Here is a 21,769-nt window from a genome sequence, read left to right on the forward strand (position 1 = left end):
TCATAAGTTTTTATCCAACCAATTACGGGTACTTTTACCCTTCTGTAGTCAATTTTTATGACACCATCTAAGGTAAAAGAATCATGTTTACCCTTTTTCTTAAACTTAGGAAACCCTTTACTTTTTTTGAAGAAAGATTTAAAAGCATCTGAGAGATATCTTAATGCGTATTGAGGGGCGCATTTAGACACTTCATAATACCAAGGATGGGTAGATTTAATGGCTGCTACTAACCATTTGTGTAAATCTATGGCTGTGGGAAATTTGATTTTTTCTTCTGGTTGCAGTTTGTTATGTAATAATACCTGTTGACACAGTGCTAAACCTTGATTCCAAGCGTGTCTGGCTACTCCTGCGTGTTGCGCTAGTAGTAGTCGTTGTTGCTTGTTAACTTTGAGTTGGGTTTTGAATCCTAGTAGCATACAGTGATTTTACTGTAATTCTGTCACAAAGCAAAAGATGACAGAAAATTTTGAGCAAATGTGAGTATTTGTTAGTATTGGTTAAGAAAAAAGTAACTAGCTACTAACCTCCTGCCTCCTATTCTTAACTAGCAACTTAGGTTAATACAAAATTACTGCTATTTTCTAGCATTTTGACCACTTGGGATAATTAATAGCAGTAAAACTTAACTTTTTTCTATATGTATCCGTACTTTGGTAGACTTAAAGACTGAAATGGTCAGATAAAAACGACGCTAATATCAGCAACTGAGAGGGCAGTCCTGTGGAAAATACAATTGGTTTAGAGATTATTGAGGTTGTGGAGCAAGCAGCGATCGCCTCTGCAAAGTGGATGGGTAAGGGTGAAAAGAACACTGCTGACCAGGTAGCAGTGGAAGCTATGCGCGAACGCATGAATAAAATCTATATGCGCGGTCGCATTGTGATCGGTGAAGGTGAACGTGATGACGCTCCCATGCTTTACATCGGTGAAGAAGTAGGTATTTGTGCTAATCCCGAAGCTAAAGCACAATGCAACCCTGATGAATTAATTGAAATTGATATCGCTGTTGACCCATGCGAAGGTACTAACTTGGTAGCTTACGGACAACCCGGTTCAATGGCCGTTTTGGCAATTTCTGAAAAAGGTGGTCTGTTTGCTGCTCCTGATTTTTACATGAAGAAGTTAGCAGCACCCCCAGCAGCTAAGGGTAAGGTTGATATCAACAAGTCAGCTACCGAAAACTTGAAGATTCTTTCTGAGTGTTTAGGTCGCTCTATTGAAGAACTGGTAGTAGTTGTGATGAAGCGCGAACGCCACAACGATTTAATCAAAGAAATCCGCGAAGCTGGCGCAAGAGTACAATTAATTTCTGATGGTGACGTAGGTGCAGCTTTATCTTGCGGTTTTGCTGGTACTAACATTCACGCGCTGATGGGTATTGGTGCTGCTCCTGAAGGTGTAATTTCTGCCGCTGCTATGCGTGCTTTAGGCGGTCACTTCCAAGGTCAGTTAATCTATGATCCTGAAGTTGTGAAAACCGGTTTGATCGGTGAAAGCAAACAATCTAACTTAGATCGTCTAGCTTCTATGGGTATCACTGACCCAGATAAGGTTTATGATGCTCATGAATTGGCATCTGGTGAAACTGTTCTCTTTGCTGCTTGTGGTATCACTTCTGGTAATTTGATGCAAGGTGTACGTTTCTTCCACGGTGGTTCTAGAACTCAAAGTTTGGTTATTTCTAGCCAGTCTAAGACTGCTCGCTTTGTAGATACCATTCACATGAATGAGCAACCCAAGGTTGTACAACTGCACTAATTTTTGGTGATTGGTGACTGGTGATTGGTGATTGGTGATTGGAAAAATTTATTACCACCCATTACCAATTACCAATTACCCATTACCCATTACAAATTATCCATTTAAGAATTTAAGAAATAAAAGATGAATATTGCAGTGGTGGGGTTAAGCCATAAAACAGCCCCAGTAGAAGTAAGAGAAAAACTCAGTATTCCTGAACCTCAAACCGAAGGTGCGATCGCTCATCTCCTCAGTTATCCCCATATTGATGAGGTGGCTATCCTTAGCACCTGTAACCGTCTAGAAATTTACATTGTTAGCAGTGAAATTACTTACGGTATTCAGGAGGTTACTCAGTTTCTGGCAGAACACAGCAAATTACCTATCATATCTTTGCGTCAACATTTATTTACTTTGATGCACTCTGACGCTGTGACTCATGTGATGCGAGTTGCTGCTGGTTTGGATAGTTTGGTTCTCGGTGAAGGTCAAATTCTGGCTCAGGTGAAAAATACTCACAAACTGGGACAACAATTTAATGGTATAAAAACAACTTTAAATCGCTTATTTAAACAAGCTATCACCGCAGGTAAACGAGTCCGTACAGAAACCAGTATTGGTACTGGTGCAGTTTCTATTAGTTCCGCTGCTGTGGAATTAGCGCAAATTAAGGTAGAAAATTTAGCTCCCTATCGGATCGCTATTCTCGGTGCGGGGAAAATGTCGCGGTTACTTGTACAACACCTAATTTCTAAAGGTGCAACTCGAATTGCTATTGTGAACCGTTCTCGTGAACGTGCGGAAGAATTAGCAAAGCAGTTCTCAGAAGTACCTATTAAAATACATCTGTTACCAGAAATGATATCTGTGGTTTCCCATAGTGATATAGTATTTACTAGCACTTCTTCAACTGAGCCAATTTTGGATCGTGCTAAGTTAGAAATGGTTTTAGATCCTAACCACTCGTTGATGTTATTTGATATTTCTGTACCTAGAAATGTTGATGCAGATGTAAACGATTTGCCAAATGTCCAGGCTTTTAATGTGGATGATTTAAAAGCTGTTGTAGCGCAAAATTACGAAAGTCGTCGTAAAATGGCACAGGAAGCTGAAAAAATCCTAGATGAAGAGGTGGCAGATTTTGATGTGTGGTGGCGGAGTTTAGAAACTGTCTCTACTATCAGTTCTTTGCGGAATAAAGTGGAAAACATCCGCGAGCAAGAATTACAAAAAGCACTTTCTCGCTTAGGGTCAGAATTTGGTGAAAAACACCAAGAAGTGATTGAAGCTCTCACACGAGGAATAGTGAATAAAATTTTACATGATCCCATGGTACAATTACGGTCACAGCAAGATGTTGAAGCTAGACGTAATTGTATGAGAACTCTGCAAATGCTATTTAATTTAGATGCAGAAGAGCAGTTTAGTTAATCAAAGGGAACAGGGAACAGGGAACAGGGAACAGAAAAATCTTTATTCTGACTCCTGACTCCTGACTCCTGACTCCTAAAGTTTGAGTTTCTCTAACTGCTTAGTTTGTTCTTCGAGTCTCACTTGTAGGCGATCGCATACTAAATCACACAATTGAAATAATATCGGATCAGCTATTTCATAAATCACGCTGACTCCTTCGGGTGTTCTTTTGACAATACCCGCTTGAGTTAAAATTTTAAGATGCTTCGATACGTTTGCTTGTCCTAGTCCAGTCTCAGCTATGATTTGGGTTACATTCTTCGCTCCATTTTTTAAACAACACAACACCTGTAACCGACTGACTTCAGATAGCACTTTGAAATATTCTGCAACATGATTAAGAGCGCCCGGAAATATATCTGACATAAAAAACCAAAAAAAATTTTATAAGTTTATATTGACTATTTTACTATATAGTAATAGAATCATATCATTAGGGAAAAAATTCAGGTGTAAATATGTTATTTCGCCAACTTTTTGACATAGAATCTAGTACATATACTTACTTAATTGCTGACAAGACAACAAAAGCAGCAGTTTTAGTAGATCCGGTGTTGGAACAGGTAGAACGGGATCTACAGCTAGTTCAAGAGTTAGGTTTAACACTACGCTACTGTTTAGAAACTCACATCCATGCAGATCATATCACAGGTACGGGTAAATTACGTCAACTAACTGGATGTTTGGGAGTTGTACCAGCAAATGCACCAGCGAGTTGCGCGGATCAACAAATGCAAGATGGGGAAATTTTACAATTAGATTCTATTGTAATTGAAGCGATCGCCACACCAGGACATACAGATAGTCATCTAGCTTATTTATTAAACAAAGAAAGATTATTAACCGGCGATTCTTTATTAATTCGCGGTTGTGGAAGAACCGATTTTCAAAGTGGTAATGCGGGAATTTTATTTGATGTCATTACCCAAAAAATGTTTACTCTTCCTGATGCAACTTTGGTTTATCCTGGACATGATTATAAAGGTTTTACAGTTTCAACTATTGGGGAAGAAAAGCAATATAATCCTAGATTTAAAGGACATAATCGGGACTGTTTTATTCAATTAATGAATGGGTTAAATTTACCTAATCCGCAAAAAATGATGGCTGCTGTTCCAGCAAATGAAAAGTGTGGAAATGCTATTGCAGTTTAATATTTTAGGGTATTTCTCACCCAGAGGCGCAGAGTACGCAGAGTTTTTAATGGCAGAGTTTTTAATATTTAGTAAATAGGATTTTGAGGAGTTTTGAGAAATGAATACTTCAACTAAACAGGAATTACAATTTGTTGATGCTGCTGGTGTTAAGGAGTTAATAGAAAAACAGCAAGTACATTTAATAGATGTGCGAGAAATTTCAGAATATGCAGGTGAAAATATTCCCGGTTCTCAAGTTTTACCACTTTCTCAATTTCAACCAGAAAAAATCAAATTAGTTCCTGGTAAACAAGTTGTTATTTACTGTCAATCTGGAAATAGATCCAATAAAGCAGCACAAAAATTAATTCAAGCTGGGTTTGTAGATTTTTGTCAGTTACAAGGTGGAATTACTGCTTGGAAACAGTCAGGATATCCGACTCAAGTTAATAAAAATGCTCCTATTAGTATTATGCAACAAGTACAAATAGTTGCAGGTTCTTTAGTTTTTATAGGAACTGTGTTAGGTGCTTTTGTTTCTCCCTGGTTTTTAATTTTAAGCGGTTTTGTGGGTGCTGGTTTGGTATTTGCAGGGGTGACAAATACCTGTGCAATGGGTATGTTATTAGCTAAGTTACCTTATAACCAACGTGGTTAATTTTTCTTTGTAATAATTCAGGAGTCAGGAGTCAGAATATTTGTTTGTAGTAGTGAGCTACAAAAGTAAGTTTTTGTATCAATTATCAATTATCAAGAATAAATCGAAAACTCTAATTCTTAATCCTTTATTCTGTATCCTGAATACTTACCTAAAAATTACGAATTACGAATTATTATGATGTGGATATTAGGACATATTTTAGCAACGGGAATTGGTATTAGTTTAGGTTTAATTGGTGGTGGTGGGTCGGTTTTAGCTTTACCAATTTTAGTTTATGTAATGGGAGTACCAACAAAACCTGCAATTGCTATGACTTTAGTAATTGTAGGTACTGTGAGTTTAATTGGTTTAATTCCTCATTGGAAAAAGGGAAATATTAATTTTAAAAAAGCATTTATTTTTGGTTCTGCTACTATGTTGGGTGCTTTTTTAGGGGCAAAAATTGCAGGTTTACCATTTGTTACTGATAATTTACAAATGCTGCTGTTTGCAATTATGATGCTGATAGCAGCAAGTTTAATGATTAAGAGAAGTTTGCAAAATTCCACTAAATTATCTTCAGAAGATCACTTAGAAAATATCAAAATCGAAGTTTATCAACCTCCTGTTTGTCAGTATTGTTGGTTATGGTTGTTAACTGAAGGTTTAGGTGTGGGAATATTAACAGGTTTAGTGGGAGTTGGAGGAGGTTTTGCGATTGTGCCGGCTTTAGTGATTTTGGGTAAAACACCTATGAAAGAAGCTATTGGTACTTCTTTATTAATTTTAGTTGTTAATGCAATTTCTGGTTTTTTAGGTTATTTAGGACAGGTGGATTTAGATTGGAATTTAATCGGATCTTTTGTGATTTCTGCTAGTTTGGGTAGTTTTTTTGGTGCTTATTTATCTCAATTTATTGATGGTAAAAAATTACAAAAATATTTTGGTTATTTTTTAATAGCTGTAGCGGCTTTTGTATTATTTCAAAATCAAAGTGCTTCTCCAAGAAAAAAATCAGCGTTAAATTGGCAAGATAAAGTAACTATTCTGAATCCTGTACAGACTGCCCAGCGGCATCTATAGTAATAGAAAAAGCTGTTAGAATATTAATTGGTGATAGGTAGATAAACATCATTAAATGTAAAATATAAAGTGGACAGATCCCCGACTTCTTGGAGAAGTCGGGGATCTGGATCTTAATTAACTCCTGAGTTATTCAAAATAATGTTTCTATATCTTTCTAAATTACTACCTCTATTTTTTTATCCTTTGGGATTAGCTTGTGTTAGTTTAATAGTGGCTTTGGTAACTTTGTGGAAACGTCCAAAAATTGCCGCTGTTTGTATTTCCCTATCTTTAACTTTATTATTGGTTTGTGGTAATGCTTGGATGGCTAAAAATCTGGTGCGATCGCTAGAATGGCAAAATATCCCCATGACGGAAATACCCCAAGCTGAAGCTATTGTGGTTTTGGGTGGTGCTACTAAATCAGCGGTTTGGCCTCGTCCGACGGTTGATTTAAGTGAAGCGGGCGATCGCGTGATTTATGCGGCTCAACTCTATCGGCAAAAAAAAGCACCTCTAATTATTTTAAGTGGTGGTCGCATTGATTGGCGTGGTAGCGGTTCTCCAGAATCAGCAGATATGGCTACTATTCTTACATCTTTGGGTATACCAGCCCAAGCGATTATTCAAGAACCTGATTCTTTAAACACCTATCAAAACGCTGTTAATGTGCAGAAAATTCTCGGAGAACGAGGAATTAAAAAAGTATTGTTAGTAACTTCGGCTATGCACACACCGCGATCGCTCAAAATTTTTCAGCGTCAAAATATTGATGTTATTCCTGCACCCACTGATTTTCTTGTTAGTCGGGGTGAGTTGGAAGAATTAACCAGCACTCCCAAAGCCGCTATACTAAATTTATTCCCTGACTCTGATAACTTGAATCAATTTACCAGTGCTTTAAAAGAATATATTGGACGTTTTGTTTATGGTTTGCGGGGTTGGTTGTGAGTGACTGGTGACTGGTGACTGGTGACTGGGAAAAATTCACTAATAACCAATGACTAATAACCAATGACTAATAACTAATGACTAATAACCTATGAGTAAAGAACTACCATATATAGTCCCATCACCTCAGCCGGAAGTTGAGGAAGTGTTTGCAGTTCACCAAACAACTGTAGAATTTTACCACGAAGTTCAGACTCGTTCGGAATTTAAACGTTATTGTGAATGGTATTACACAACCGCAGCCGAAAACCGTAGAGACTTAGAAAAAATGCGCGGCGAACTCAATATTATGGGGTGGTTTTTTCGCCGCTGAGGATTTTTGATTTGATTGAGATAGATTTAGTTTAACAATGGACAATTAACAATGGACAATTACAGCAGATTCCATTGCTATGAGGTACAAATTTTAATAATAAAACTCTTGTGGGGTGGGCATCTTGCCCGCCCGTGGTGTACCTCATAACACCAGAAAGTGCTGTAAAAATGGACAATTGACAATTACTTCGCCTTACCTGGAAGTAAGAGGATTGGGAAATAGTAAATTTTTTCTTTTTTTCTTCTGGGAAGGAGAGACTTTGAAGCTTGAATGAAACAATTGTCAATTGTCAATTATCAATTATCAATTGATAACCTCTAATTCATTCTCACGTAAATGAGCTTTAAATTTTTTGCTAAACTGAACTAAAATTGGCAGGTTAGCACTGACAGGTCTGCCTTGCCATTGAGTAACAACAGCAAAAATTTCCCCTTCTGATCCTTTGATGTCAAAACCCTGACCCCGATGCTCAGGATGATGATAAACTATTACCGACTCTTTTACACGAACGCGATCGCCAATATTCATAGTATTATTTATACCTAATTTTCTTGATTACTGAATTGATTGACTTGGTTGATCTTACCATATCTTGACATTCAAGAAATATAGCTTATTGGCGCTGGGGGCAGAATTGTTGTAATTCTGGGGGAAGTTGCTGACACAACCGCCCAAAAGACTGGGGTTGAAGTTGCCACCAAGCAAATAAACCTAAACTTGTACCTCCAACCAACAAAGCTAAAAATCCGCCTAAAACTAAGATCAGTTTACCCCGATTTGCTGCTTTAACAGGAGTAGAAGCTGATTCTTCACTTAGATTCAAATCTATTAAAGCTAGGGAACTCTCTGCTAAATAATCTACTGCTGGTGCTTGCGCTTCAAAGTTTTCTGTTTCTGTGCTTGTGATCCCTACTTCCTCTGTTTCTGACGTTTCTAATACTATTGGTACAGGTGTAACAGGTACTAAATGGGCTTGGGAAGTACGGACAACCGTGAGAACAATAGATGTATTATCTTGACCGTTTTTTTCATTTGCCAATTTTACCCAGTTACGTGCTGCATCTTCCACTGTCAGTTTACCTGTTAACAGGGGAATTACATAATTCTGCCAAGATTTTTCTACCCAATCATGATCACTTAAACCATCGGAACATAATAATAAAATCCCGTCTTCTTCCAAAATAAAGCGTTTGATGGCAAATTGTAGAGATTCGGCTTCTTTTGTTCCTAATGCTTGGGTGAGTGCATGGGCGTTAGCTGTTGTGATTGCTTGACGATACAAACTTTGACCAAAACACACTTCCCTGGTTGCCATATCATCATCTATGGTTAGTAGTTGGCAATAGCTGGGAGTAATCCAATAAGCACGACTATCACCAACATTAGCTATATAAAGTTCATGAGTATTTTCTGATTCCCATCCTGTATTGGTGACTATACGTTGCGGTAATTGTATGGCCATGACTAACGTGGTGGCCATGCGTTCTCTACCTTGGCGGTTTTGTTCGTCGTTGCGTGACCAGATCATATTATTTACTACCCGCAAACTAGCCGCTAGTTGTTGCTGCAACAAGTCTGGGGGGACAATTTCTGTTTGTTCGGCTACATCTTGTAACCAAGCACGGATTTGTAATTTTAAGCATTGAACTGCTAGTTGACTGGCAACTTCGCCGCCTTCATGTCCGTCAATACCATCACAAACTACTGATAGATGCTGGTTTAAATAGTTGTCTATTTTATCAGTAGTATTAGGGAAACAACTGTCCTCATTGTGTTTCATCACAAGACCTGCATCTGTAAACCCAGCAACTTTCACCATTAATGGTAATTCTGCTGCTGATGCTAGTAATAATTGATTAAGTTGATGGCTAATGGTAGTAAAATCTACTTCACCTTGGCACATCTGCTGGATGATATTACTTAAACCAGGGGCTATTTCGGCTTTTGCTACCAGTACCCATGAGTGCCAAGATTGCCCTAAGTGCTGCAAGGTAAGTGTTTCTGTTGTTTGGTATAGTTCTAGTAATTTGATACACCAACCTTGAACGAGTATGTTATTTGGTGATAGTAAGCTTGCAGCTACTCCCAGTTCTGATAAGGGTTTCCACAGTTGGAGAATTTGCCATAGCCAGTATAATTGTCTAACTGCTTTTGCTTCTTCCCATACTTCGGTAATGATGGGGTAGAGATTGCCTTTTGTATCTATAGGTGCATTTTCTAATAAGAGAATATCATTTGTGTCTTCTGTGTCTTCGGTTGTAGAAGTTGTAAATCCGTAGGGTTGGGGGATGTGTAACTTTTGTGGATATAATTTTAGGTAGGGGATAACTGCCGGTGGCAGTTCTGATGGTATTTCTGGTGGTTTTCCTGGTTGGGTATCTAGCCAAATTTGCTGTGTAATTACCTCATATCTGTCGGCAATTTTTGTTTCCGGGAGTATGTTGGCTGCGTTTGTGCCGATCGCCCACAGATAGCGGTAAACTATGGGTGTTTGGCAATTTTTACAAAGGCGATCGCCTAGATTATTAATGGGTTTTTCACAGTCGGGATTGATACAATGAATTATCCGTTCAGTAGAAATCATAAATGTATAAACTAAGGAGTTAGGAGTCAAGAGTCGTAGGGGCGAAGCGTTCGGAAAACAACCTTGGACAAAAATTAATAATTTATCACCCGAATGCTGATGCTTCCAGCACGCTTCGCGAACGCCCGTACAGGAGTCAGGAGGAAGAAGAACTAATTTCTGTACTTTGCACTTTATACTTTGCACCCTGCACCCTGCACTGAGTCAAGAGAATAGTTAAGTCAGAAATTATAAAGATTTAATAATTTTAAAAGAAGTTTAAGTATAATACTCAAAGTTTGATTTATGCTACATATTCTATTTTTGAGCTTGAGTTGTGAGTGTATAAATTATAAAGAAATTCAGGTGATTTTAGATCAAATTGGGATGTTAATTACTAGAATAGGAATCAAATATGTTTGTATGCTCTTGTTGATAGGTTTGTACTTGAAAGCAAAAATTTGGAAATCAAAAATTTCTTTCCGTAAATAGTGATGGTTGAGATGTAGTTAATCACAAAATAATATTGGGGTTAAATTTTTTGTTTTTATTGTCTGGGATGGCGTTATGCCAACTTTTACCTTAATCTGGCTGGTAGCAGGAATAATCCTGTGTTTGATGGAACTTTTGTTACCAACTGCCTTTGTAGAATTTATGATGGGAATTAGTGCCTTTGCGGTGGCGCTACTTTCTTATTTGGGTTTGAGCAGTTTATGGCTACAAGTTATTCTTTGGCTGTTGCTTTCCACGGTTTTAGTTGTGTTTTCCCGCAGGTTTTTACAACCACCAACACGCAGATCAAAAATCTCTGATGCAGTGATTGGCGAAACTTTAACAGAAATTTTACCAGGTCAGGCGGGACGGGTACTATATGAGGGTAATTCCTGGCGGGCTAGATGTGATGATGACAAACTCAGTTTAGCACCAGGGCAAAAAGTTTATGTGGTCAGTAGAGAAGGTACGACTTTGATTGTAATGCCAGAAAATATTTTATGACAGGTGACAAATGACAGGTGACAGATAAGAGTTTTCAAAGCACCGTATTTGCGGAGATTTATCAAAATGGGTCAGTTTTTATTGTTACTTGCTTTGGCTTTTGGGGGCGGTACTGTTGTCCTCAAATCAATTAGAGTGATTAATCAAGGTGATGAAGCTTTGGTGGAAAGTTTGGGTAGTTATAAGAAAAAGCTTGGTCCAGGCTTAAATATGATTAATCCTTTTTTCGATAACATTGTGTATAAGCAAACTATCCGGGAAAAGGTTTTAGATATTCCTCCTCAGCAATGTATCACCCGTGACAATGTTTCCATTACTGTTGATGCGGTGGTGTATTGGCGGATCGTGGATATGGAGAAAGCTTACTATAAGGTAGAAAATCTCCAGTCAGCGATGGTTAATTTGGTTTTAACTCAAATTCGCTCGGAAATGGGACAATTGGAGTTAGATCAGACTTTTACTGCCAGAACTCAAATTAATGAAATTCTGCTGAGAGATTTAGATATTGCTACTGATCCTTGGGGTGTAAAAGTTACACGAGTGGAATTGAGAGATATTATCCCATCTAAGGCTGTGCAAGAGTCTATGGAATTGCAAATGTCCGCAGAAAGACGGAAACGGGCAGCAATTTTAACATCTGAAGGTGATCGAGAGTCGGCGGTAAATAGTGCTAGAGGTAAAGCAGATGCTCAAATTTTGGATGCGGAAGCGCGACAAAAGGCGATAATTTTACAAGCGGAAGCGGAACAAAAAGCACTTATTTTAAAGGCGCAAGCGGAAAGACAGCAGCAGGTTTTGAAAGCACAGGCGATCGCGGAGTCAGCAGAAATTATAGCCCAAAGGATGCAAACTAACCCAGATGCACACAAAGCTTTAGAAGTTCTCTTTGCACTAGGTTATTTAGATATGGGTACAACTATTGGTAAAAGTGATAGTAGTAAGGTGGTGTTTATGGACCCTCGCACCATACCTGCTACTTTAGAAGGTATTCGTTCTATTGTCTCTGATATTCCCAATGGTTCTCATTCTTTGTTGGAGAATAGGGACTAGGTTATTATCTCATCTTGTGGGGTAGGCATCCTGCCTGCCCTGTATAATTAGCGGGCAAAATACCCGCACCACAAGAAACACTTGTATATTTTTTTATTTGTCAGTCCCTTAATAAAAACTCTTACCTGTCACCTGTCACCTGTCACCTGTCACCTACTTCCTGACATTTATTACACAGTCCGAAAAATTCTAGGGTGTGGTAAAATACTTTAAATTTATGGCTGGTTTGTAACTCGTTTTCTAGTTCATGGACTGGACATTGATGGATAGGTATGGAAAGACCACATTGTAAACAGGTGAGATGATGTTTATCTTGTTGGGTTAAACTATACAAAGCCTCACCATTAGATAAAGTTCTCACCTGTACTTTACCTTCGAGTTTCAAAGCTTCTAGGGAACGGTAAACTGTGGCTAAACCCATGCTTTGACTACAGTTACGTAATTCTATGTATATGTCTTGTGCGGAAATTCCTTGTTTGATGTTTTTCAATAGGTTTAAAATTCGCTCTTGACTGCGGGTACGTATAGCTTTCATAGTAATTTTGGCTTTTAGATTGGGACTGGAAAATAAAAATTTTTTTGTATCTTATGTGACTAGTTTAAGTTACCATATCTGATATGAGCTTTTTTGATTGGCTGGTTGATAGATTAACTTTAACCAGTCTGTGATTCTATTTTCACTCAGTTGGAACATAAAAGTTATAGGATAGCGATCGCACCATTCAGCAAAAGTTACCCCCCTCATGCAAAGGAAGTATTTAGCTAAAATTTTTGTGACTCTTCGGCCTTCAGTTCTCGATCCTGCTGGTGTCGCCGTACAAACTAGCTTAAAACAAATGGGACATGAAACCGTTGAACAAGTAAGAATTGGTAAATATATTGAATTAACCACGATTGCACCCGATGAAGCTATAGCGAATCAAGATGTGAAAAATATGTGTGAGGAACTGTTAGCAAATACTGTGATCGAAAACTATCGTTTTGATTTGATTGAAGTAGAATCTCAAACTGGTGTTTTTTAGGTAATGGGTAATTGGTAATGGGTAATTGGTAAAAACTTCTTTACTGTCACCTATTCCCTATTCCCTATTCCCTATTCCCTATTCCCTATTCCCTATTCCCTATTCCCTATTCCCTATTCCCTTATTTATGAAATTCGGTGTTTTAGTTTTTCCTGGTTCTAATTGTGACCGTGATTCCGCGTATGTGACTAGAGACTTACTCGGACAACCAACACGGATGGTTTGGCATCAAGAGACGGATATTAGTGATATAGATGTAATTATAGTCCCTGGGGGCTTTAGTTACGGTGATTATTTGCGTTGTGGGGCGATCGCTCGTTTCTCCCCTGTAATGCAGGAAGTTGTCAACCACGCACAAAAAGGTAAGTTTGTCATCGGTATTTGCAATGGATTTCAGGTATTAACTGAAGCTGGTTTGTTGCCGGGTGTGTTAACGAAAAACCGAGATTTGCATTTTATTTGCGATCGCTCTCCCTTAAAAGTTGAGCGTAATAATTTACCTTGGACTCATGGTTATACAGAGGGAGAAGTGATCACTTTACCCATTGCCCACGGAGAGGGTCGATTTTACGCTGATAAGGATACTTTAGCAGCAATTGAAGATAACGGACAAGTGGTATTTCGTTATCACGGAGAAAACCCCAACGGATCATTAAATAACATTGCAGGGATTTGCAATTTGCAAGGTAATGTGTTAGGAATGATGCCACATCCTGAACGCGCAGCAGATCAAGCATTAGGTAATACTGATGGTTTACGCTTGTTTGCGGGTTTGTTGGGGAAGGTTGCAGCTTTGATTTAGTCTTGTATTTGACAAACTCTCAAAAACATAAGGTGGTTAATTTCCACCTTATTTAAGGATTTTTACGTATTGACTTGTCAAATTTACTAGATGTATTATTTTTGATAGTATAATATTAAATCCATCAAGAAAAGCGCAGATGAACAGAATAGCAATAAATCCAGACTTAGCAAATGTGGATTATACTGATTTATTAGATAAAATACTCAGAGTATTAAAAAATCAGCAGATATTTAGAATTTCTGCTGATAATAAAAGAGTTAAGGTTGATATTAATGAAGTAGTTAATGAAGTTATTAAATTAACTCCTCATAACCCATTGGGAAATGAAAGGGTATTACGTTCAGCAACATTGAATTTTATTCCTGGTACAGAAAATTCATTTATAGAGAAAATTAAACAAATTGTCGGTTATATTCAATATCAGTTACAAGAAGAAGTTAAAACCAAAACAGGAAATGATCAAATAGATAGAGTTGCTTTTATTAAAAGTTTAATGTCAGACTTACAGACATTTAAAGGACAATATAACAGAGATAGTAAAACTAAAGAGATGCTTTTAGACTTTACCTATCCATTTACAAAAGCAGAAAATTTACAAAAGCAGCGGTTAACAGTTAAAAAAGACGAAAACAGCAAAAACAAACAACTACTAAAAGCGCACAAAGTTAAGATACACATAGATAAACCCCGTGATTTTACAGCTACCTTATTAACAGGAATCAACAATTATATTGATGTAGAATTTGCAGACGCTAACACAGAAGATCGAGAAGACTTAGGATATATAATTGACAACCTAGAAAAAAACAGCAACTCCGATATTTACAGTTTACAAAACCTTGTCAACCAAGAAACATTAGGAAAACTGAAAAAACTAGCTAAAATCAGATATTTAGAATATTTATTAGAACAACTTGATGACAAAAATCAAGGGAGAATATACTTAGAAGATTTAATTAGAAGATTGAAACTATTAGAAGATTACATTAACGATAGTAATAAAGCAGATGGAGATTATCAAGTTAACTATGCAGGAATATCGGTTAATTATCAAACCATATTTTCCCGCAGTGAAGCTTATGATATATTACCAATAATTCCCGTCATCGAAGGTTATTTAGGAGAAGCAGAAAATCCAAATCTAGAAGATATAGAGTTTACCTTTGGATTCAAGTTAAAATTAAATGGTAAAGTGCAAACTGATGGAGGAAAAACAGCTTTTAATTATCATCTCAACCTTTTAAACCCAGATAGTAAAGAACATCAAAAAGAACTTGTAAACGAATCAACAAAATTCACCTTTGTCAATAAAATATTGAAAATAGGATTTTTATATTATTTCATCTTTGCATCACGTCCAAATCTACAAAGCGATTTAGAATATAATCCCATTGAGACACTAGAGAAAAACGTCTTACCCATATTAAGGAGTAATGACGATGAAGCAAAAAGAAAACTATTTATAAGTTGGATTGAAGGATTTAAAAAATTAAACGTTGAAGAAAAAATCAAAACTTTGAAAACCAGTCTCACCCAATTAATTCAACATAAAACACCATTTCCGGTGAGACATTATCCAGTACATATTTCTGTAAAAAACAGCATTTTAGAAAACGACATTGACACCATCAACGAGAGACAAACAATATTTAAAGAAGCATTGAGGAGAAACTTCAAAGACTGTTTAAAATACATCAACTTGGGAGACGCAACCACACAAGATAACTTACTGATCACCCTTCCCGGAAACATCAGTATTAGTGAACTTCATTTTTTAGAGACAGAAGACAAAGAAACATTTGAGATGGAATATGATCTTACCCCAGGTGTGGGAATTTTACCCGTCATATTTTTAGCAATGAAAGAAGGGGGTAATTTTTATCAGAAACACTTACAACATCGTAATTTATTGGTATTTCCCCATCGTTCAGAAAATGATAAACTAGAAGAACATCAAGAATTTATTTACAAAATCACCTATAGTTTACTTGCGTATCTTTGTCTTCATGTCATCTTAGAAAGACAAATATCAAAAGATGGAAAACCATTTATTCCTCTGTTTAGAATACACCAGAAAGAAAAAACCGATAACGCACCTATAGAGAAATTTATCGTTTCCTTAACCAAGGTATTATCCCATCTATTAAATGAAAGATATCGCAGTAATGAACAGGGTATAGTAATTACTAACTCAGGAAATTTAAAATTTGGAAATTTAAAATTTAAAATTCCTAATGTTCTCAGTTCATTATATTCCGTATTTCCCAAAAAATTCACATTCTCACCCACTGATAAATTTGCATTTCAGGAACTTGATCAACTTGCGATCATCGTTGTTTCCAGTCGAGAAAGTGATAGTCGTTGGAATATCAAAGAGAAAAAAGCTAATTTAATGGGTGAAATTATCACCTTACAAACAAAAGACAAAACCGCAAGAGTGCAACTATTTAAAACCTTCTCAGAAAACTACGACGATCATCAAAAAATGTTTGAATATCCTACAGTCGTAGTTGATAATGTAGATAAACTTTATCAAAGAGGGTACAGACACTTTATTTATATTGCAAAAGTTCCCTACAGTAGTACATTACATATTACCCAAGCAGACAAAAAAGAAGAATTATTTTTCATGTCAGAGAATGTAATTAAATCCTTAAAAAAAGAAAGACATGATATCAAAATTTACCCGATGTTTTTTGAAAAATACTATGCGGTAAAATTTGAAACTCCCCAAGCTACATCCTTATATATTCAGGATACCTTAGAACTTACCAACTTAGCAGAGGATAGAAATAAACAATCTGTAATTTTCTTCAATTTATTTAATGGTTTAAAAGTTGCAGATGATGTTAACTATCATGGGGTTATGTCTTATGCGACTTTGTTAAATATCTATGAGGGAATTTTAGATGATAAAGATATCAAGGAAGGTTTAATATATGATGACAGTAAGTTGAAAAATGAAATCTTGCAATGTTTAACTTTGTTCCATTTTTCCCGTTATGAAAAATCAGGAAAATTACAATTAAAATTAGATCCATATCAAAATTTAATCGGAGATGAATCAGTCAATAAAGCTGCAATGTTTCCACATATTAGAGATAAAGGAGAGTTTAATTCTCTCGCTTTTTTAACTCACATTAAATCAATAATATCAGGTAAAGAATAAAAATAAAAACTTCTCTTTCTTTGCGTCTTTGCGTCTTTGCGTGAGGTTTTTCTCGTAATAACGAACCACTCCAGACACAGAGAAAAGAGGTTTTTGAGGGTTTTTATAAGGAGTAAAAAATGACTGCAAAAATAGCGGATGATCTGGGAAGGTTGTTTGAAATGGGTTTTAATATTGGGATTTTGTCTTATATCCATAAGAATAATATTAAAAATTATTTTGGTGATTTGTATAGTCAGGAGTTGCAAAATCTCAAGTTTGCAGAAATTACAAAAAATATTGTGAAGAAGGTTGTTGGTAAGTTAGAAAGAGAAATTGCAGAAACTTGGTGTCAGTTTTTTGTACAAAAGGGTTTTTTGTGTGGGTTAAATTTCTTTCGGGAGTATCTTAAATCTCTGGGATGTCGTGAAAAAGCAAACTTGCAAAATCTGGAAGTTATTTATTTTCAATGTCGGTTTAATGGTGAAAATAGTATTGGTACTCATGAAGTTGATGAAATACAATGGTTCAAAAATGTTCTCTCTCAGTTTGAAAATGTAAATGTCACTTCTGGGGATATTCAAAATTATAAACAAGGTGGTGATTTTCTCAATGCAGATAGTTTGATGTTGTTGAAATATAAAAATAATTACCGGGTTTTATGTCTTGACTTGTCGGTGTTTTCTATTCACACTGATGAGGATTTACAAAATATTGATTATGTGGAAATTATCAGAGGTTTGTTATTACGAGATATCAATTATTTACGTTCTAAAAGTGTGTTTTCTAAGTTGCGTATTGATACCGAATCTTTGGGTTTAGATTTTTCTCCCAGTTTAAAGGAGTATTTTACCGCTTTTAAATCTAAGGATAAGGAAAGTGCTAAATTAATTCAAGCGGGTAGTTATATTTATAGTTTCTGTCAGTTTTTACAAGCAAATTCTTTTCTTCCTGATATTTCTAGGTTGGTTTGTAATGCGGTGGGATATAGCGATCGCTCTTTTAATACTATCTCTATTCCCGGAAATAATATCCAACTTTTTGAAAGTTGTCATCAAATTTATCAACAAAATTACAAAACAGAAGAAGAAATTAGCGACGCACGTTATCGCGTTTTACAAAAAATCCAAGTTAACGCATATCGCAGTTTTCAACAAGGTAAAAAACTGGTTGACTCTCTCCTCAACATTACTCCTAATACCATCAATATTTTACCACGTCATACAGAAACGATTACCGATTTTTATAACTCTGTTTCTCCCGTACCATCTGAGTTAATTTCTAGTTTAAATTTAACCGAAAATCCCAATTTTAGACAAGCGCACAACCAACTAATTAAAAGATATTTACTTTCTGAAAATACCTACATTTTCTTAACAGGAAATCCCGGAATCGGAAAAACTACCGCTATTGTTGATTTTCTCACTCAATATCAAAATGATGGTTTCCTATTATTATACGTCAGTCCCCGGAAACAAGTCAATCTTGATATCATTGAAAAATTCAAAGATCGCAAAACTGGAAGATTAGTAAATGATCAAATTTTTGCTATTAATACTCATAGTAATTTGATTCAAGATAACTCTGGTAAACTCTCAGTTGCTTATACATCAAACAAACATGAAGAAGATTTTACTTTGGAAAATGTTGATTTTCTCAACAGTGAAAATATTGAACGAAAATCTCGACGCAAAGACAGACTGCAACAGATTACAGATGATACCTTTCAGGATATGGGAACAAAAAACAAGGGAGTTTTACAAAGTATTTGTGAAGGGTTATATTACCTCATCAAATATCAAACATCTAATCAAATTATCGCTACCGCTTCTACCCAGTCTTTGAAAAAAACAGACTATGGTGATACTTTACAACATTTAGAAAAAATCTTTCAAGACGCATACAGAAAAAGTGACGATAAAGTATTTCCTGAAAAAATGCGAAATATATCCCGTCGCATCAAACATCTATTTATTATGATAGATGAAATTACCGGAGATGAAGCAGGAGTAGAATTTTTAGAGGGAATTAGAAAAATGGTTAAAACTTATAAATTAACAAACCCAGAAAATGGTTTTAATACTAAAATCATCGTCGCAGATGCTTCTATTGTTGATAAAAATGTCATTTGTCAACATTTAGAAGATACTTCCCCCGAACCAAATAAGGTTTATTTTAGAAAAGCAGAATCAAACATTCAACCTCTATCTGTAGAAAGTTTCATATTTAAAGGTTCACCCGCTATCATTATTAATACTAACACCTATCCTGCAAAAAGTCTTACTATTAATTATCAAATAATTGTCGAATCTTGTCGTTTTACTGATAGAATTAAACTAAGAGATAAATCTGATTTAGAGAAAAAATCCCAGGAAGAAATTTTCAAAGATATTAAAATTATCTTCCAAAAATCCGATGTTGAACAATTTATAGTTTACATCCAAAATAAACCTAAATTATCAGAACTGATTGCTAAAATTCAGTCAGAGTTAGGAAGAGATAACTTTGTTAAAAATACTCACTTCCTAGAAATACACGCGAATATTTCAGAATTAGAAAAACAGGAAATTAAACAACATCAAGAAAACGTCAAAGTGGTTTTCATGACTGCTTCCGGGAGTCGCGGTTTATCCTTCCCCAAAGCGAAACATATCTTAGTCGAAATTCCGAAATTTGAAATTGAAAAAAACCTGATGGAAATAATTCAGGTTATTTACAGAGGTCGGGGAAATGATATGATAGATAATCAAGATAAATACCTCACATTTTATTTAGCTGAACGTTCAGTTTATTATCAAGATGATCCAGAATTATCTATCAAAGAAAATTGCTTGAGTTTATTAAATCTTCTGTTAATTCTCAAAGCATCTATAATGACAAGAATTCAAGGTTATGGTAATATTGGTAGGAAGAATTATCTACTTATACCCATCGGTGGAAAATCAGTTTTTGCTGCGGGAGAAACCTTTTCTAGTAAAATAGAAAATCTTATTACCCAACTAAAAAAAGAATATAACCGCAATAAAAGTCAAACTTCCTTAAAAGACGCATACACCAGACTAGAATTATTAATGGGTGAAGGTGATTTTTGGGTTGCTAAAAATACGGAAGAGAGTTATTTAAAGATTCGGGAAAATTTCAACAACACATTTTTAGAAGTCGCTAAAACCTTTGATAAATTATTAGATTTTACACCCTTGGAATTAGGTTATATTAGTGGAGGTTTATTAATTGTACCCAGTCAAAATATCCAAGAATCTTATCAAATGCGCTTTTTAGATATTCAAAAATATGCAAATACAGAATTATGGAATACTTTAAAAAGCATTAGTCGCAATCAAAATTACCCCGAAAGTCTCACCTCTGCGGTAAAAGATGCAATAGAATTAGTAGAAAAGTTAATCAATGCACCTGCAAAAACCCAGAATTATCTCCAAAAAAGTCAACATACAGATCAATATTACGCTTTACCATTATTTGCGTTTATTAGTGGGGAAGTGATGAAAGAATATTTTGCAAATAAACCAGAAGAACCGGAAGATCAACGTTTTAAAGATATCTTATCTATATATATTCGTTCTTTATATCCTGTAAGTAATATTTTACCCATAGGACATAATTATCAAGAATTTCCCTTTGTGGTATTTAGAAGTTATAGTTTGGAGGAAATTAGAAATAAATTGTTTACAGAAAAATATCTGTTAAATTCTCAGGAATTAAATGTTCTTAATTTAATTCTGTCTCAAACTTAAAATTAGTAATTAGATCCCCGACTTCTTTAAAAAGTCGGAGTTCTTATTTTATTAATCTTCTTGAAATCTCCCTAATAATTCCTCACGGGATAATTGCAAAAGTAAAGGTGTAAATTCTTCCCTAGATAGGGTAATGATTTTATCAATCACTTTCTCTAACTCAGCATCAACTTTACCAAAACGTACTTGTAAAATACTTTCGGCCATCCCACGACGTTCTCTTTTTTCTCCTTCTTCTCTTCCTTGATATCTACCTTGTTGGAGTCCTTGTTGGAGTCCTTGTTGCAGTCCTTGTTGGAGTCCTTGTTGCAGTCCTTCTCTTCGCGTTTCTTCTTTAATTTGTTCTAATAATTCCTGATACATTTGTGATAATTTCATAATCAACTCCTGATCATCTTGATCAATATCCTTTTCTTTTTGCTGTCTGGCTGATAACATGGCTATTAAGTCATGTACTAATTGTATAACATTTTCTAGCTGTGGGTTATTGTTAGCTAATGCTTCTAACTCTTCCACTGCTTTTCTCTGTACCCTACCCCTACCTAATACCCTTAAAAATAAGGTTTCTGGTGTACTGGGTAACTGGTGAATAACGATAATACCTGTCCTTGATACTTCGTCTAATAAATAAACTCCTTTACCCCATGTTTGATAATCTAAACTCAGATCAATACCTCTGAATATTTCCTCTGATGCAGTAGGTGTGAATATCCATAAAAATGGTAATTGGTTTTCACTAATGCGGGTATTATTGCGTTTTGCTTGTCTTTCTAAGTTTGCATGAATATCAAATAGTTTACCCTTACAACTTCTGATTTCACTTCTATCAACGGGGTTACGAAATGGTTCAAAAACTACGGAAGTTGCATGAATTCCCATTTTTCCCAATAGTCCTAATTTTTCGATGTTTTCAGGATTTGAAGATGGGGTAAATAATACGTCTATCTGTCTTTTTTCTGAGATAATATCTTGACTGACTTCTACTTTTCCGTAGGGTGTAAATATCTCTGTTAGATATTGTTTTGCAAACTGATCATGAATAAACCGAGTCATGGAATTTTAGATTTTGGATTTGGGATTTTAGATTGATTAAAGATTGATTATAA

The 21,769-nt window shown here is 35.7% G+C and carries 19 protein-coding genes; 13 read left to right on the forward strand and 6 right to left on the reverse strand.

Annotated features, from left to right (window positions below; genetic code table 11):
• On the reverse strand, positions 1-422 hold a 422-nt coding region (locus tag H6F47_RS16100), incomplete at its 3' end, for a helix-turn-helix domain-containing protein (RefSeq protein WP_190650010.1).
• A gap of 304 nt (positions 423-726) precedes the next feature.
• Between H6F47_RS16100 and glpX the strand changes: the two genes are divergently transcribed.
• Positions 727-1,764: a class II fructose-bisphosphatase gene (gene glpX / locus H6F47_RS16105; RefSeq protein ID WP_190650013.1), complete on the forward strand. Its 1,038-nt coding sequence runs from the start codon at positions 727-729 to the stop codon at positions 1,762-1,764.
• Between the two features lie 126 nt (positions 1,765-1,890).
• Positions 1,891-3,177 carry a glutamyl-tRNA reductase gene (locus H6F47_RS16110; protein ID WP_096572047.1) on the forward strand — a complete coding sequence of 429 codons (1,287 nt, stop codon included), beginning with the start codon at positions 1,891-1,893 and terminating at the stop codon, positions 3,175-3,177.
• Between the two features lie 75 nt (positions 3,178-3,252).
• Here H6F47_RS16110 and H6F47_RS16115 read toward each other — a convergent pair whose 3' ends face one another.
• Positions 3,253-3,585, reverse strand: a complete 333-nt coding sequence (locus tag H6F47_RS16115) for a metalloregulator ArsR/SmtB family transcription factor (protein WP_137667139.1) — start codon at positions 3,583-3,585, stop codon at positions 3,253-3,255.
• Positions 3,586-3,677: 92 nt separating this feature from the next.
• Here H6F47_RS16115 and H6F47_RS16120 point away from each other — a divergent pair, with 92 nt between their 5' ends.
• The 5 genes from H6F47_RS16120 (at position 3,678) to H6F47_RS16140 (ending at position 7,324) form a co-directional block, all read left to right on the forward strand.
• On the forward strand, positions 3,678-4,373 hold the full coding sequence (locus tag H6F47_RS16120) for an MBL fold metallo-hydrolase (protein WP_190650014.1): 696 nt from the start codon (positions 3,678-3,680) through the stop codon (positions 4,371-4,373).
• A gap of 100 nt (positions 4,374-4,473) precedes the next feature.
• Positions 4,474-5,013, forward strand: a complete 540-nt coding sequence (locus H6F47_RS16125) for a rhodanese-like domain-containing protein (protein ID WP_096572044.1) — start codon at positions 4,474-4,476, stop codon at positions 5,011-5,013.
• Positions 5,014-5,190: 177 nt separating this feature from the next.
• Positions 5,191-6,078: a sulfite exporter TauE/SafE family protein gene (locus H6F47_RS16130; protein WP_199291188.1), complete on the forward strand. Its 888-nt coding sequence runs from the start codon at positions 5,191-5,193 to the stop codon at positions 6,076-6,078.
• A 141-nt stretch (positions 6,079-6,219) separates the two neighbouring features.
• Positions 6,220-7,011 carry a YdcF family protein gene (locus tag H6F47_RS16135; RefSeq protein WP_137667136.1) on the forward strand — a complete coding sequence of 264 codons (792 nt, stop codon included), beginning with the start codon at positions 6,220-6,222 and terminating at the stop codon, positions 7,009-7,011.
• 91 nt (positions 7,012-7,102) lie between these two features.
• The gene (locus H6F47_RS16140) at positions 7,103-7,324 is read left to right on the forward strand and encodes a hypothetical protein (protein ID WP_096572041.1); all 222 of its coding nucleotides are present in this window, start codon (positions 7,103-7,105) and stop codon (positions 7,322-7,324) included.
• Positions 7,325-7,630: 306 nt separating this feature from the next.
• Here H6F47_RS16140 and H6F47_RS16145 read toward each other — a convergent pair whose 3' ends face one another.
• Together H6F47_RS16145 and H6F47_RS16150 are read right to left on the reverse strand one after the other, a co-directional pair.
• Positions 7,631-7,855 carry a ferredoxin-thioredoxin reductase variable chain gene (locus H6F47_RS16145; RefSeq protein ID WP_137667135.1) on the reverse strand — a complete coding sequence of 75 codons (225 nt, stop codon included), beginning with the start codon at positions 7,853-7,855 and terminating at the stop codon, positions 7,631-7,633.
• A gap of 85 nt (positions 7,856-7,940) precedes the next feature.
• Entirely contained in the window at positions 7,941-9,911 is a 1,971-nt protein-coding gene (locus tag H6F47_RS16150; RefSeq protein ID WP_190650017.1) for a protein phosphatase 2C domain-containing protein, read from the reverse strand.
• A gap of 546 nt (positions 9,912-10,457) precedes the next feature.
• Here H6F47_RS16150 and H6F47_RS16155 point away from each other — a divergent pair.
• Positions 10,458-10,886 (forward strand): NfeD family protein, encoded by a 429-nt coding sequence (locus H6F47_RS16155; protein WP_096572038.1) that lies wholly within the window; start codon positions 10,458-10,460, stop codon positions 10,884-10,886.
• A gap of 66 nt (positions 10,887-10,952) precedes the next feature.
• A complete protein-coding gene (locus H6F47_RS16160; protein ID WP_096572037.1) occupies positions 10,953-11,936 on the forward strand; it encodes a stomatin-like protein in 984 nt (327 codons plus the stop codon).
• A 142-nt stretch (positions 11,937-12,078) separates the two neighbouring features.
• On the opposite strand, the gene H6F47_RS16165 is transcribed toward H6F47_RS16160, so the two are convergent.
• Complete coding sequence (locus tag H6F47_RS16165; RefSeq protein WP_096572036.1) at positions 12,079-12,471, reverse strand: Fur family transcriptional regulator; 393 nt, start codon at positions 12,469-12,471, stop codon at positions 12,079-12,081.
• Positions 12,472-12,679: 208 nt separating this feature from the next.
• On the opposite strand from H6F47_RS16165, the gene purS reads away from it, so the two are divergent.
• The 4 genes from purS (at position 12,680) to H6F47_RS16185 (ending at position 20,663) form a co-directional block, all read left to right on the forward strand.
• On the forward strand, positions 12,680-12,958 hold the full coding sequence (purS, locus tag H6F47_RS16170; protein WP_096572035.1) for a phosphoribosylformylglycinamidine synthase subunit PurS: 279 nt from the start codon (positions 12,680-12,682) through the stop codon (positions 12,956-12,958).
• A gap of 127 nt (positions 12,959-13,085) precedes the next feature.
• Positions 13,086-13,760, forward strand: a complete 675-nt coding sequence (purQ, locus tag H6F47_RS16175; protein WP_190347994.1) for a phosphoribosylformylglycinamidine synthase subunit PurQ — start codon at positions 13,086-13,088, stop codon at positions 13,758-13,760.
• 139 nt (positions 13,761-13,899) lie between these two features.
• On the forward strand, positions 13,900-16,932 hold the full coding sequence (locus H6F47_RS16180; RefSeq protein WP_190650019.1) for a hypothetical protein: 3,033 nt from the start codon (positions 13,900-13,902) through the stop codon (positions 16,930-16,932).
• Between the two features lie 119 nt (positions 16,933-17,051).
• Positions 17,052-20,663, forward strand: coding sequence for a helicase (locus H6F47_RS16185; RefSeq protein ID WP_190650020.1), 3,612 nt, complete (start codon positions 17,052-17,054; stop codon positions 20,661-20,663).
• Positions 20,664-20,714: 51 nt separating this feature from the next.
• Here H6F47_RS16185 and H6F47_RS16190 read toward each other — a convergent pair whose 3' ends face one another.
• Positions 20,715-21,716, reverse strand: a complete 1,002-nt coding sequence (locus H6F47_RS16190) for a hypothetical protein (RefSeq protein ID WP_137667131.1) — start codon at positions 21,714-21,716, stop codon at positions 20,715-20,717.
• Between the last annotated feature and the right edge of the window lie 53 nt (positions 21,717-21,769).

This window comes from Sphaerospermopsis sp. FACHB-1094 (assembly GCF_014696195.1).
Lineage (GTDB): Bacteria > Cyanobacteriota > Cyanobacteriia > Cyanobacteriales > Nostocaceae > Sphaerospermopsis > Sphaerospermopsis kisseleviana.